The sequence below is a fragment of the Bacteroides sp. AF20-13LB genome, from assembly GCF_003603065.1.
GTDB classification, from domain to species: domain Bacteria; phylum Bacteroidota; class Bacteroidia; order Bacteroidales; family Bacteroidaceae; genus Bacteroides; species Bacteroides uniformis.
The window spans coordinates 1-14,599 of sequence record NZ_QTMH01000029.1; the positions used below are offsets into that span (position 1 = coordinate 1).

Sequence of the window (14,599 nt, forward strand, 5' to 3'; positions counted from 1 at the left end):
AACTATGAAAGCTTCCGACACCAGGTTATTATGCTATATTTTTGTAGGATTTTCACCGCAAGTAATTAGCTTATTCATGAAGGATACGGTGGCTAATGTATACGCTCGCAAGTCACGGCTCAAATCACGTATTAAATCTACGGAAACAGCTAATAAAGAATTATTCTTAAGCCTTCTGGGATAGGTATTTCAACTTTATACTAGGTTCCAATGACTAATGCATCATCCGGTAATTAAATCTAGAATATGTTCAGATTGTTTTTGCCATAATACCGGAATGATGTAATTGTAGAATGGTTTTGTCATGGAGGTAAGCCATAACAGGTTTAATTCTCCTGGGAGGTATGTCCGGAAAGTATGAAGATGCTTTCATTATAATATCTGTTACTATTCCAGTCAATTGTCAGAAACTTATTGATTGCCCTATATTTTTTAAGGTTGTAAATCATCTGTTAGCGTCGTGTTAGAAAAATAAGAAGAACGAAGTCTTTATGTTTCTGTATTATAATGTTTTATGCAATGCGGACGTTAGATTTGTGGTTTCATTTTGTAACTCGTGATTTATGTGTTATTACTTTTGCAACCAGGAAAAACAAAACAGATGTGATAATATAAAACTGTTTCTTGTTCATTAAAATACTTCATTTTTACAGGTTGCACGTAGAATAAGAACAGTCTTATTATGATGACACAGCTTTTCATCCGTTTACTTTGGGTGCATGTTTTGTTTATCCACTTAAAGTTTGAGTTATCCTAGTTTGAATTATGAATTTGAATAGAAAAAAGTACTTTTTATGTTTTGCCTGTGTCTTGGCCTGCCTTGTGTATTCAGACAAGGTTTCCGCGCAGTTTTATTCTGTCAGAACCAATCTGGTGGGTTTAGGTACGGGGAATCTGAATGTGGAGGGTTCCATGGCTTTTTCCACGCATTGGTCCGCCCATCTTCCCGTACAGTACAATCCTTTCCGTCTTTGGGATGACGGCAAGCTTAAAAACTTCACAGTCCAGCCTGGTGTGCGTTATTGGATGCGCGAAACTTACGGAAGGGGTTGTTTTATCGGGCTCCACGGTGTGTTCTCCATATATAATGCGGGTGGTCTGTTCGGACATCGCTACCGTTACGAAGGCACAGCTTTCGGCGGCGGGCTTTCTGCGGGGCTGGTGCGCCCCCTTTCGCGTCGCTGGAATCTGGAGTTCGAACTGGGTCTCGGTGTTGTCTGGGCCGACTGGGAACGTTACCGTTGCGTGAACTGCGGTAAGCGTACCGGCAAGGGCTCCGGTGTCTATGTGACACCCACACGTACCGCCGTTAATCTGGTTTATCTTTTCTGAAACCATCTTATCTGTTGAAACAAGATATAAAAAGTTGAATGATGAATAAGTATCTCAAATCCCACATAACGGCCGCCGCTTTCTGCGCGGGAGTGTTACTGGCCGTGTCCTGTTCCACTTCCCGCGAACCGCGGACTATGCGGCTGTTTATGCAGTCCGGCCGTCCTAATATTTTTCTTCCCCACGAGGAGAGCGCACCTTCCGGAGTGCTTGCCGAACAGGTGGGGTTCACCACTTCTTCGGACACTCTTCCCGGTGAGTTCGAAGAGGTCTCCGACAGTACGGATGACGTATGGAAAACCATACACCTGGGCGGTGTTGACATCGTCGCTGCACGCACGGTCGTCAAGCAGGTCACCATGCGGGAAGGTTCCGTGCGTTTGGAATTCAATATCCATGTCCCTTCCCTCCTGATTGACAGTTGCTGGCGTGTCACACTCACCCCGATGCTCTGCACCTCTGACAGTTCAGGCTTCCCGCTACCACCTGTTGTGCTTTCCGGTTCTTCCTTTACCCGCATGCAGGAAGCGGACTATAAGGCGTACAGGCTGTTTCTTAATGGAATTGTCGATCCTTCGGCTTATGATAGTGTGTATCTTGACCGTAAAGGCATCAATAAGGATATCGCCTGCCGGCAGAGGTTCTTCTATGAACTTTACGGCAAGGAGCGCGACCGTCAGCTTGCCTACGAGAAGTGGAAACGCCTTGCCCTTGAACGCCAGAATTTCTGGAACACGCGTACGCAGGCCAACCGTGCGACACTCCGTCACCGCCTGGAACGCAAGCGGATCGAAGAAAGCGTACGGCGCTATGTGGCTGGTCGTGACACGCTCGGGTTGTGGGCCTCCTATGACCGTAAATATCATCGTACGGCCTCCTTTTGGCCGATGTACCGGCTGGAACGCGAGCTTACCGCCGATCGTGTACCTTCGAAATTCCGTGACCTTTATAACGGGGGGGCGCAGCCTGTCCAACATACACAACTATGTCCTCACCGCCACCGATTCGATGGACATCTCCCGCCACCGTTATTTCTACGACCGGATTGCCGAAAATGAGATGAATGACCGTAACCGTGATGAAATCCGCCGGCGTATGATTCCCTTCCCCTATATCGACTCCGTGATGGTCCGCCAGAATTCGGATTCAGTTTCCGGACATGATTATATCTACAACTATGTATATTCTCTGCCCGTCACCGATGGAATGAAAAAGCTCCGTGTGCGGCTAGAGTCTATCGTGGAAGCCACCGACCGCAGCACATGGCGGCCTGCCGCCTCGGACACGCTGCTCTTCATTGTGGCCTCGCTTAGCGACCTGGTTGACCGTTCCGCTCTGGACCAATATGTCATAGCTTCTGCGGAGACAGACTCTCTTGCGGCAAGCGGTCCCGTATATACTCCGCAGGGAGAAGAGTATGCCGAAGCCTTGCGGCTCCTTTCAGAGCGACAATACCGGCAAGCCTTGCCGATATTGGAAAAACGGCCTGACTATAACACCGCCCTTTGCCTGACACAGCTCGGTTATCATAAAGAGGCTTCCGCTCTTTTAGACCAGTTACCCGTAGATTCCCGCAAGGAATACCTGCATGCTGTGGTAAGCGCCCGGCAGGGCGATGATTACTTAGCAGTGGAACATATGCTTGCGGCCTGCCGCATGAATCCCAATCTTGTCCTGCGTATTCCCCTGGATCCGGAACTGTCGGACCTCATTCCCAAGTTCTTCGGGCTCCGTATGGAACTGGACAGGATAGCGGAAGGGAAATAGTAAAAAGTAGAAAGAACAAAACAGGAAAAAAAGTATAAGTACGAATTAAATATTAACAAGTGTTTTATTAGTGTTTATTTTTTTATTAACAATTTAATTACAATGATTATGAAAAAAAGTTTGTTAAGCGTGTTTACAATGGTTGCTATGGCTGCAGCATTCACCGCGTGCAGTAACGATGACATCGAAGTGCCTGACGTAAAGAACGGGGAAGCGAGAAGCGTATTCATGAAGCTGGAGTTGCCGACGCTGACGAGATCGACCGAGCCTCCTGTAGCCTCGGGAACGGTTGCTACGGTAAGTAATCTGCATGTATACTTCCATGACGGGACCAGCATTCTGAAATATGTGAACGCGACTACAACCACTCCCATCACGATTGCGAATCTGACTACCGGTACCCAAATAACGGATGTACCCGCGGCGGCTACCACTGTAACGGTATGTGGTAATATTCCTGCCGGAACTTCATTGCCTACAGGTGGAACCGTAGCTGCATTGAAAGCTGTACAACTGGAAATCACAAGCCAGTCTGCAGTTGCGGATGTGGTGTTGAGCGGCGATGACAAACCCCTGCAGACATGGACTACCGGTAGTCCGGCCCTGCCTTATGCCCCTGGAATAACGGACGGTGACAAGTATGCCGAAGTGGAAATCGGTCCTGCCGTGGCACGTGTCGAAATCGAAGGTCTGGCGACTACGGCCTCCAGTGCGGTGGATGGTTTTACGCTGGAAGGAATCTATGTGAATAACTTCTTTGAAAAGTTCAACCTGGCCGGTACCGTTGTGGGAACGAAAGTACAATATGGTGCTACTCCTGCTGCCTATGCTCAAGGACAGGGGCTTTACACCCCTGCTAACGCTGGAAAACTCTTTGACCAGTCTGCCGTCGCTGCTACAGGTATCCCAAAGGAAGTCATTCCGCCAACTGCAGGGCAACGTTGGGCATATCAGGTTGTTCCTAACGGTAACAGTACTGACGCGAACGAGCAACTCCAGCTCGTATTTAAGTTGAGTAATTTGGCTGCTAAGGCCGGCAGCAGCGTGAATTTCGGCACAGGTGACCAGTTTATCACCGTGAGAGGATTCAAAGATGGCAGTGGCAATATTGTAGAACTGGAAAAAGGAAAGATTTATACTATCTCGAAAGCCGACTTTACATTTGACGAGAGCAACCTTTCCACAATACCTAATACCAGTGCTGTCAGCGTTTGGTTGAAGGTGACGGTAAAAGCCTGGACGGTCGTTCCTGTCAAGCCTAATCTCTAACTGTCATACCATCAAGGTATATTGTATTTGTTTGTTTCTTTTACAAGTCCGTTTGCGTAGAGGAGATTTTTAGCTCATTTTACTAGTTCACCAGTTCCTCTCGCACGGCGGAATGTAAGCAGGTCGTGGGTGTCTTTTGCCCTGACCTCACGACCTGTATTTCTATAACCTGTTAAATCATAACACGTATATTCATATAAAGTCATAACCACAGTTATTCACCTAAAAGATACTACGCATGAAATTGTATAAAGCTATACGCTTCCTGATGCTTTCCGGTATTTTAACCTTAGTCTTGTCGAGGTGCATCAGGGAGTCCCTGGAGGGCTGCCCTCTGGATACCCTGTTACGATTTACCTACAAGCCTCGCGGCTCTGCCGCTGACCTTTTCGGAGAGCGTGTTCAGAGGGTGAGGCTGTGTGTGTACCGTCCCGATGGCAGTATTGAGCATATGCAGACGCTGGAGAAGAGTGAACTTGACCGTTTGCAGGGTGTTGAGATGTATCTGCCGCAGGGAAACTACACTGTCGTGCTCTGGGCGAATGCTTCGGATGCACAGACCAAGCTCGGCGGCTTTTCCGAAGGAGAAACCATAAGGAACCTTTCCGCCTCACACCCGCATGCGGAGACTTCCGCTTCCATCCCCACGCTTGATCGGCTTCTTTTCGCTGTCACGCCACTTACGGTCAGTGAGCACGAGACTGGAGACCATACTGTCAATTTCAGCCCCGGCACTATCCGTGTAAGTCTTCACCTTGATGGTGTGAGCGTGCAGCCTGTGGTACACATCACGGGCATGGAGTCAGCCTTGCGACCGGTGTTCGACGAAACCTCGGGCACATGGCGTCTCCAGTCCGTAAGCCGGAACAAGACATTCCAGCCTGCCGTAGCATATGATGTCACCAACCGCCATGCTAATGCCACGACTGACATCCCCCGTTTCAAGGCCGATACCCCCGGCATGGTGGAAATTATCGATCCCACCACGGGAAACCATATCGTGCCCCCGATTTCGTTGGCAGGGCTTATTGCCCGCTACCACATACCGATGGAGGAAGATATTGAAGTAACCATTCCTATCGAGATTACCTTTACAAACGGTCATGCGAAAATAACGATCAGGAATTGGGAAAATCAGAATGTAAAACCCGGAGGAGTGTAAAAAACGCACCGGTCAATCATGAAATGCAAATCATAAAACAATATATTATGCCAAGTAGTTCAATCATCATACCGTTCCGCAACCTGCTGTCGGTCCTGTTATTACTGCCGCTCGTACTTTCGTGCCGGCAAGACGAACTCATTCTTCCTGTTCCGCCCGTGTCCGGCAAAGGTGAGACGGCCGAAGTGACACTTTCTGTCAGGATTCCCGATTTCCGGGCGGCGAATACTCGTGGTGTAGACGAGAAAGGGATAACAGAGATTACCGTACTGATGTTTGCCGATGAAGGCGGTACGGAGAAAGTCAAGGTGAAATATGATATTCTGGGCAGCTCGTTGCATACACTTTCAGGCTCTTCGGATACGAAATACTTCTCTGTGCCCGTTATTGCGGGCAGATACAAACGTATAGCTCTCATAGCTAATGCCCAAACAGAACTGGCAAATATAACAGCCGGTTCCACCTATGATGCTCTTAAGCAAGTGGAAGTCGTGGGTAGGTTCGGACAAGAAGGTACGGGCACATACATACCCATGTACGGCGAGCATGCCCCGGCGGGAGGCTTTGAACTGAAAGCCGGTGTGTCGCAAACCATTGCGCAGGAAATACCGCTTATCCGCATGCTGGCGAAGGTGGATATCATCAATCCTACAACTTCGGGAGCCACGACAGCTGCGGGAAAGGTTTACTTCGTCAATTCCGTAGGCAACGGACGCGTTTGGGTAGATCTTGCTACATACAATACCACCGCTTCACAGTCGGGATACATGACTCCCACACTGCCTGCCACATCGCAGCCAGCAGTCAGTGGCGGGCACCCGCTTGAGGGAACTGCAAACACCGCATCTCCGAATGTCATCACTTATTATTTGAATGAACAGTCGGCTATCTCCGGCGGCAGCCGTCCTTGTATAGTTATAAATCTTGCCTATCAAGGAAGAGAATACTACTACTGAATGGATTATACATGGGACGGTATCAAGGGCGGTGGCACGAGTCCTTACGAAAAGGGTAAATACATGCCCATTCTGCGCAACCACCGCTATATTTTCACCATCAAGGAAGTGAAAGGGCCGGGGTTTGCCACTTTGAACGAGGCTGTAACCAGCCCGGACAACTTTACCAACCATAACATCGTAGTAGTGCCCATCGTGATAGACGCATTCACAGATATAACGTTCAATGAATCGGGGCATTTCTTGGCAGTGACCCGAACGGCGATGACACTTCAAGGCAAGCACGATGCCACAAGCACACAGAACAAATTTTCTGTGCGCACCAATTACCCCAGTGGGTGGAAGGTCGGTGCCTATAATGCCGACGGAACAACAATTTCAGTTTCTAATTCATGGCTGAAACCCAGTCAAAACAGTGGGGCGGCTGGCGCCACTCTCACCAATCCGGTTACGGAGGAATTGCAGGCCATCACGAATGGCAAGGGATTCAAGGATGGTTATCTGTAGATACGGGCTGGACGACTTTATACTAAAATCAATATTAAGCAGATCGGTACGCCTTTGGATTATGTTGCCGAATATAACCTCGCCGGTGGCTCTATCTATAATTCTCCTTTCATTTCTTCCGTTCCTCCGGGTATTTCTCCCACTGCAGCCCAGACTGACCCTAATCTTCATTGGGCTTCGAGCCATAGCAATGACCAATCCGGTTATTATAATTGGTACGTGCTCACAGGAGAGAATAATGATACTTACAATCCAAATGCCAAGAAGCTCTTTGATGATGTCTTTTTTAAACTGGGGCATCCCGGTTATGGTTACCACCTGCCTTCCCGCTGGGAGTTGACGGGCGTTTTCTCCTACAGCGGTAATACCCAATATGATTCCCCTACTAATACTTCTAATGTCAACGAGGCTATTGAGTTCGGTGGCATCAAAAAAACTTTCGCCAACGATTATTTCTCTTCGGGTAACGGTGTTTGTTACGCTCTGCGTTTCAAACAAGGTACCGGTAATCCTATCGATGATTCTTCCCTATCCGATTTCCCTCTTGCTACTGATAATAATATGGTTTGTGCTTACCGTTACACCCGCGTGGGTTCGTTTGCCAACCATGACTTTACTTCCCTATTGAAAGTGGATTGTGTTTACTTGGGCAGCGCATTTACAGGAAACATTAGCACTATCAATAATGATTCTTGGTGGGATAGCCATACTTCCGAGGCTGTCGTTCGTATTTTTCCGGCTGCCGGTTATATCTCCTTCCCAACGTTCATTTCGAGTGGTTTGCTCGAAGCCCGAGGCGAATATGGTCGGTATTGGTCGAGCACGGAGTTTCCCAGCCTCCTCGGCAATGCTTGGAACGTGTCTTTCTACTCGTACTCTGCGTTCGCGAACTACAGAGACGTTAAACACCACGGGTTTTCCGTTCGTCTGTTCGCCGATAAATAAGTAAGACGGTATATGACCGATGCAATTTAGTTTGTAAGAAAGTTGATATAAAAAATAGATATATTACTAAAAAAAGAAGAAAAATGAATATAGGATTTCAGACTTCCGGTTTATCCGGTTTCACCCGTGTGGCATATCTGTGGAGGCGACATGCCTCAGCTGTGCTGTGGATTGCAATGGCGGCGCTCCTTCCGACCGCTTGCAGTGATGATGCGGAGCAGTCGGTGCCGCAAGCGAACGGACATACAGCCGTTATTTACCTGAACTTTAAAACCGGTGCTTCAAAACAGGCTGCTGAAATGAACACCTCGCAAAGTTCCGAAACGCGTGCGCCGCTGACACGTGCTATAGATGAAAATGGAATCAATACTGTAGATGTACTTTCATTCAAGGTTGATCCTGCAGATCCTACGAATATAAAGAAAGGTACATTCTTCTACCGTGCACAGGGTACATACGATATCGGCACACAAACCGTACGTGTACAGCTGATGGGAGCTCCCGAACATCAGACACTCGTGGTGCTTGCCAATGTCCGTGAGCAGGTGAATACCCTTGCTGCTGCATTCGGAGAACAGAAAGAGGGGGTAATGAACCGCCTGGCATTCGATGTCGGAACGGATGCCGCACCCGACTTTACGAATGGCATACCCATGTGGGGCGAGCTTCCCAACCAAGCGGTGGGCGAAGGTTTCTCTCCCTCTGGCGCTCCCCAAGAGGTGACGATGATACGTGCGGTAGCTAAGTTCACGCTTATCAATCCTCTTGAATCCGACCTAAAAGGCTTTTTCTATTATTACAACGATCTGCGGCTGTACAATTACCGGGCAAAAGGACGCATTGCACCGGACAACTATAATGTGACGGGCAAGCAAGTGAATACTCCCACCGTACCCGTCGGGGCACGGCAGACACGGGGTACATTCACCTCATTGAACAGCGATGTGTCACCCGGGAATATCGGTATTTTCAACGGCTCACAAAAGACGTTCTACCTGTGCGAGGTGGACAACAAGAACCGCCCCTCGGGCGGGAATGCGCTGGACGACCTTTGTCTGGTTATGCACGTGAAGCCGTATCTCACCGGCTCTAAGCCGTCGGTAGACGGTTACTACCGCCTCGACTTCAAGGACTACGGTTCGGGAGTGCCGATGGATATTCTGCGTAATCATGAATATAAAGTACAAGTGGAAAGTGTGGACGGGTTGCCGGCCCAAACTCCCGAGGAAGCTTTCAAAGGAAACCATACCCTTAAATGCCGTATCGTGCCGTGGAACGAGGTACAAGAAGAAGTAATAGTACGAGGGAACAAACGGCTGACGGTGGACAAACGGGTGTTCGCTTTTGACGGTGATATCCAAATAGGTGTCGCTTCATTACCCGTAAATATAACTACAGAGAATACCAATTGGCAAATAACCGGAAAACCTTCATGGATTTCACTCAGCCAAACCTCGGGTACAGCGGGAGTACCAGCCACGGTTACTATTTCGGCAAACAGTAAGAACTTTACCCAGAATATGCGTAGTGCTGTCCTTTCCATACGAACAGGAAATTCTGCTAACGAATTGGAATATCGTTTGCATGTAAGCCAGCAACCGGCTTGTGGTTTCGGAAATTCCATGAAACTTATGCGTATCGGTGGCAGTAACTATCAGACTACCCGTATGGGTAATGGTGGTGTTTGTTGGATGATAGACGCCAGTAGGGAAGGAGGTCCTAATATGGCTGCTCGTCCTCGTTCATATTCTTTGGCACCAGCTATGGTCGGACCCATTTATTATGGCAGTATTCCCCAACGTGCCTGCCCCGATGGCTGGCGACTCCCTACGGCTTGGGAGGTTATTAATCTGATACAGTCTATAACAGGCTCTTATCCTGTTGTATTTACTCGATTGATAGAAAGCGGTGCGGGAATAGCTAAGTCTTTTCCAGCCATATCTGCCCCCGATGGTGGATATGAAGAAGGCGTTTTAGCTATCTGGACACAAACTCCAATGATATATTCATCACCTCAACGACATTCTCCTGCCTCTGTATTACATACAGGAATATATTGGAATCCTGATATCGGAGCTGGAAAAACAGCGCCCACATATAGGGTTAATCGTAATAGATGGGCCTTAATGCATGGTGCCGGTAATGACATTCATAGTCCGGCCGGGTTACCTGCAGGGTTTAATGAATATTATGGTTATCATTATCTGCTGGGCGGTAGTGTCCGTTGTGTGCATGACCAGTAATTTAACCATTAAACAAACAGCACCATGAAACGATCAACTGTTTTAGTCTTTTTGTTTGGACTGTTTTTGGGGGGCTGTGGCAGTTCCCGTCAGGGCGGTGAAGAGGCGGAAGTTGTGCGACATTACGAATGTCTGCTGCGCGCCCTTGCAACAGATGATTCATAACTCTGGCGTTATTTTCATCTATTACATCTTGATATTCACTTCTTTCTATTACTCTGCCATTTTGATTTTGAGTACATTTTTCTCTTATTGAGCAATTTACACAAGCTGATGTTTTATATACTTTTGATCTATAATTGGGACGGATTCTCCATTTCCCTGTTGTTGTCATTTGTTCTCCACAAGGGCAGATATAATAATCTCCGTCATTTATATAATGAAATTCAGCCAGTGGTATGGAATTCGAATTAGGTGATGTTGATGGCATAGGCGATGAATAAGTACATATTCCTGAATATTTACAGGCTTGTAGTTGGTCGCCGCTAGTATAACCGGCATCGCTAAGTGTGTTGAACGAATCTAATTGTAGTAGTTCCTGGACGGTCAATGCCGCTGTTGATAGTTCTCTTTTATCAGTTGATGCTCCAATATGAGAGTGAACCAATAATTTGTGTTTACTATCAAAGGCTGCTTGAACCGCATATTCAACTCCTGATACATTATTGGTTAACATTAATGCTCTTGAATCTTTGTCTGTTAGACTTATTTGAGTATCATTACTATTCTTCAATTCCGTATCAAGAGTTTCGTATTTCTTACGCCTGTCTTGTTGTAATTTAATCTTAGATTTAAGAAGTTCTTTTTCTTCTTCTTTATCAGTCTTATCTAAAGCTACTTCAAATTCTTCAATACGGTTATCTATATATTCAAGATGTCTGTCTATCTTCTTTTGTGTATAATTGTTTCTGAGACTATTTTGGGCAAATATCTTGAAAGAATCTATACCTATGGTTTCGCCTTCTATCAGACCCATATCCTTTAGCATAAGGACAAACTGCCTAAAGACTTTTCTAAAAGCCTCCGCATTATTTTTTTTTAAATAAGCAATTGTCCTAAAAGAGGGCATTAAGCCTCCTAATAGCCACCATAATTCCACATTTACTTTACAGGAAGTGTTCCAACTTTCTTGATGATCTTATTGAGTGCTTATAACCATATAAATACAATTTTAGTAATGTTGCAGGATTATACGGTGGTCTCCCTTCTGATTGAAGTTTGACATGTTTAAACCCAAGCTCATCTATAGGCAAGATATCCACAAATAAATCGATAAGCCTGCTCATCACCAAGAATGTTTTTCTCATAATCCAATAACTTTAGAAATTATTAATATCAACGTAACAAATCATTCATCTTTCAGATCGACAGTCGGCAAGTTAAAAACTTTTTCGATGCCAATCCAGCTTTCTGCCGCATCATCAAATAGCGTTTCATATTGATCATGGAATCCAAAAAGGTCACTAAAGAAATATGTTTTCAGTGTTGGATACATGCTTACTTTCCATTCGTTGTCAGCTCCATCAGGTACAGAAATAATAAAATCTGTGGACAAGCTACAAGTGGTTATCCCGGCCTTAGCACCTCCATTGACAGCACTCGACGCGTAACAAAACATATTAAAATGTGAAGAAGGTTCGCGTAAATTAAACTACCACCTAAGCTGTGGGCTTCCTTGGGCCGGATTGGTTCTATTGATAACTTCAATATCATTTATTGTTTCCGTATGGCTATTGGAAATGCTTATTCCTCCTGAAATCTCTGGTCCAGTGACACTGACACTTCCTCCTAACTCGAAAGAGACACTGCTGGTATAAGAGCTCTGGCGTTCCGTAGTTTGCGGGGAATGTGCATGAATAATGGCACCATTCGGGTGAACCGGAGCGAATTCCAAATTTACGTCAGTCAGGCAAAAGCCATACCCTTTCATTTTCAGAGTACTGACCTTGGTATGCCATTCTCCATAAAAAGAAGGTTCTACATAGGCTATAAAACCCAGATTTACCAAATAAAAATGTTCTTTCCGGTCTTTGCTATAAGCGGTCCATATCTTAGCTTCTACTTGAAAATTATCGGTTGTCCCTTTACCTTCATGTCCATGAACAGGAGGTGCGGTATAGCTATTTTGACCGATAACGATATAGGCAGATATCAAGTTTTTCAAATCCGACGAACCGTTTGACGGAGCTTTCGGTTCCAGGGCTCTTTGTAAACTTTGACTTGTCATGTCGCAATGAAATCCCTGCCCGTATTCATTAATCGTCTGTACAGATTCTTTGCCATCAGCTCCGGTAGCAGTACTGAGCGCATTGAGCTTGGAATAGAATCCGCTCGCCGACGGAAGCGGTCCAGAAAATACCCACAGCGGCAGTTCGTCCGAATAAGACTCATCTTCCTTCGCATAAGGATTATAGCAATCCAGCAACGTGCAGACGGTATTAAAATCCTCGTTCGTTCCTCCCTCCATCATCATCACGATGCTCCGCTTATGGAACATATCCTTGATGTCAGCCAGCAAATCGGTATCCGACTGAATCCGGTCAATGTCCTGCCGGGTAAAGAAGAACGCGTCGCCAACCTCCATCTTCTTTCCCGGAGCATAAGGAACCGCCTCCTTGTAACGGTTTATCATGTTCTCGGATATCATATGGTCTTCTTTGCTCCAGAACGAAAGGTAATAAAGCGTGTTGTTGTGTGTTACGCCTAACTGGTCGGTAGTAGGCAAAGGATCAGTTAGTTTCTCGGGATCATTTACATTGTCGGGGGCGTAGTCATCCTCGTCATCGCCGCACGATGTAGCTACCGCAAGAACCATGTAGCACAACAATAAGTAATGAAGTAAATGAATCTTTTTCATGACTTTTTAAAGGAGAATCCTATTGTTTGTATTATTCAAATTCAAGCTGTAGAACTCATTTGCCGCTTGAAATAGAGTTGTCTTTATTTGAAGTTATTTGGGTAGCATTTTCTTTTACACACGTTAAAATCACCCATAAAACCCTGTTTTACTCTTTTTGGAGATGACGCAGGCTCAACCGACAAGTGCAAAATAAGCGAAAAGATTTAAATTCAGCCCGATTCTTGCCTATAAAAATTGTCTCAATTGTCAGAATCGCACATCTTTGTGGTTTAGAACATTTTAGTTTTGTAGTTTAGGCTATTTTTTGTCGTTTGGGCTATTCCTCCATCCATAACACACCGTATTATTCCGCCTCTGTTTTCCTCCATTTAGGGGTACAGCCCGCATTTTCCTTGAACAGCCTTATAAAATGGCTTGGTGACAAAAAACCGGATTTCTCGGAGATGTCGGCAACCGTCAACCTCGGATATCGCGCAAGCAGACGTTTCGCATATTCTATACGAAGTCCGATAATCCAATCGCGGAACGACATGTCATACGTAGTTTTGATGTACCCGGACAGGTAGGTACGGTTGGTATGAAGCACATCTGAAAGCTCCTTTATGGTAAGGCCGGGCCGGATATAACCGTCCGCATCGATACAACCTTTGATTTTTTTCGCTATTTCGGCATGGAAAAAAGGAGTATCCTGCCTCTGTGCCTGTTCCCGGTTTGTGGTGTCACACAGGTCTTCCTCTTCAGAAGTCATGCCATCTTCCATCGCGTTTTCCACCTGTTCGTAAAACAGCAGATAGTTCAGATAGCAAAGGAAGAGATAAATGTAAAACGGTACCGATGACAGAATCCAGATATAGACGTATTCATCAGGCAGGAATGTCAGCAGTCCGCATCCCACCCCGAATGTGACAGCCCAGTAGGTGAAAATGGAAAGCCATTTGATATAGGCACCGATGTCGTCCGCACGGGTGTCATCGAAAATGCGGATGACCCTGTGATAGGCCCGGAGAAGCCTACGGGTCAAGAACAGCCCATAGATAACCAACCATGCGGCCAAGGCAAACATCACCGTTGTCTGTAAACCACCTTTTGGTAACAACAGCAGAACGATGCCGGAAAGGATGGAAAACAGTATCCATAGACAGATATGCGTCCGTAACCGACGTTTGGTGATATAAAAGCGGTCAAGCAGAGTGGTGAGGGCCGAACTGAACAACCAGTAGCACAAAAAATAGGTGGACAGGTTCATCAGGATGGCGGCATCGGTATTCTTGAACCTGATTCCAAAAAAGAAATGTACCGAATAGTTGGCGGCAAGTAACAGTATGGCTACCCCCATAATTCGCCGGGAACGCAGATAATTATTGAAAATGGCTTTTTCCGAGGTTGGAGCCAACAAAAAATAAAAGCCGAAGAACAACATCAACGGTAGCGCAATACAAAGTGAATAACTGTATATAGATGGTTCCATTTTATTATGCCTAACTATTTTGAATGCAAAATTAAATAAAATCTCTGGAATAACCTCGAAAAATGGGAGAAATGACGCTAAACGACTTAA

The 14,599-nt window shown here is 46.1% G+C and carries 15 protein-coding genes; 10 read left to right on the top strand and 5 right to left on the bottom strand.

The genetic code is table 11. From position 1 onward, the window contains the following. The 10 genes from DWX62_RS21260 to DWX62_RS21305 form a co-directional block, all read left to right on the top strand. Nucleotides 1-184 (top strand): hypothetical protein (locus tag DWX62_RS21260; protein ID WP_120173131.1); only part of this gene is annotated, 184 nt, incomplete at its 5' end. 581 nt (nt 185-765) lie between these two features. Then, nucleotides 766-1,332 carry a DUF3575 domain-containing protein gene (locus DWX62_RS21265; protein ID WP_004318675.1) on the top strand — a complete coding sequence of 189 codons (567 nt, stop codon included), beginning with the start codon at nt 766-768 and terminating at the stop codon, nt 1,330-1,332. A gap of 38 nt (nt 1,333-1,370) precedes the next feature. Then, complete coding sequence (locus DWX62_RS21270; RefSeq protein WP_008771489.1) at nt 1,371-2,390, top strand: hypothetical protein; 1,020 nt, start codon at nt 1,371-1,373, stop codon at nt 2,388-2,390. Continuing rightward, a complete protein-coding gene (locus DWX62_RS21275) occupies nt 2,341-3,099 on the top strand; it encodes a hypothetical protein (protein ID WP_004308152.1) in 759 nt (252 codons plus the stop codon). The genes DWX62_RS21270 and DWX62_RS21275 overlap by 50 nt, the downstream gene beginning before the upstream one ends. Nucleotides 3,100-3,207: 108 nt before the next feature. Further along, complete coding sequence (locus DWX62_RS21280; protein ID WP_004318672.1) at nt 3,208-4,368, top strand: hypothetical protein; 1,161 nt, start codon at nt 3,208-3,210, stop codon at nt 4,366-4,368. A 238-nt stretch (nt 4,369-4,606) separates the two neighbouring features. Then, a complete protein-coding gene (locus DWX62_RS21285; RefSeq protein WP_004308149.1) occupies nt 4,607-5,530 on the top strand; it encodes a FimB/Mfa2 family fimbrial subunit in 924 nt (307 codons plus the stop codon). A gap of 47 nt (nt 5,531-5,577) precedes the next feature. Beyond that, nucleotides 5,578-6,486, top strand: a complete 909-nt coding sequence (locus DWX62_RS21290) for a fimbrial protein (RefSeq protein ID WP_004308148.1) — start codon at nt 5,578-5,580, stop codon at nt 6,484-6,486. Continuing rightward, nucleotides 6,487-6,993, top strand: coding sequence for a hypothetical protein (locus DWX62_RS21295; RefSeq protein ID WP_004308147.1), 507 nt, complete (start codon nt 6,487-6,489; stop codon nt 6,991-6,993). It abuts the gene before it with no gap. Between the two features lie 54 nt (nt 6,994-7,047). Then, the gene (locus tag DWX62_RS21300; RefSeq protein WP_004308146.1) at nt 7,048-7,938 is read left to right on the top strand and encodes a hypothetical protein; all 891 of its coding nucleotides are present in this window, start codon (nt 7,048-7,050) and stop codon (nt 7,936-7,938) included. Between the two features lie 83 nt (nt 7,939-8,021). After that, nucleotides 8,022-10,181, top strand: coding sequence for a BACON domain-containing protein (locus tag DWX62_RS21305; RefSeq protein WP_004308145.1), 2,160 nt, complete (start codon nt 8,022-8,024; stop codon nt 10,179-10,181). Between the two features lies 1 nt (nt 10,182). Here DWX62_RS21305 and DWX62_RS21310 read toward each other — a convergent pair whose 3' ends face one another. The 5 genes from DWX62_RS21310 to DWX62_RS21330 form a co-directional block, all read right to left on the bottom strand. Then, nucleotides 10,183-11,157, bottom strand: coding sequence for a transposase (locus DWX62_RS21310; protein WP_224202418.1), 975 nt, complete (start codon nt 11,155-11,157; stop codon nt 10,183-10,185). 130 nt (nt 11,158-11,287) lie between these two features. Beyond that, nucleotides 11,288-11,488, bottom strand: coding sequence for a transposase (locus DWX62_RS21315; RefSeq protein ID WP_004318667.1), 201 nt, complete (start codon nt 11,486-11,488; stop codon nt 11,288-11,290). A gap of 41 nt (nt 11,489-11,529) precedes the next feature. Next, complete coding sequence (locus DWX62_RS21320) at nt 11,530-11,736, bottom strand: hypothetical protein (RefSeq protein ID WP_224202417.1); 207 nt, start codon at nt 11,734-11,736, stop codon at nt 11,530-11,532. A gap of 96 nt (nt 11,737-11,832) precedes the next feature. Then, nucleotides 11,833-13,038 carry a hypothetical protein gene (locus DWX62_RS21325; protein WP_004308143.1) on the bottom strand — a complete coding sequence of 402 codons (1,206 nt, stop codon included), beginning with the start codon at nt 13,036-13,038 and terminating at the stop codon, nt 11,833-11,835. 346 nt (nt 13,039-13,384) lie between these two features. Beyond that, a complete protein-coding gene (locus DWX62_RS21330) occupies nt 13,385-14,509 on the bottom strand; it encodes a helix-turn-helix transcriptional regulator (RefSeq protein WP_004318663.1) in 1,125 nt (374 codons plus the stop codon). Nucleotides 14,510-14,599: the final 90 nt, after the last annotated feature.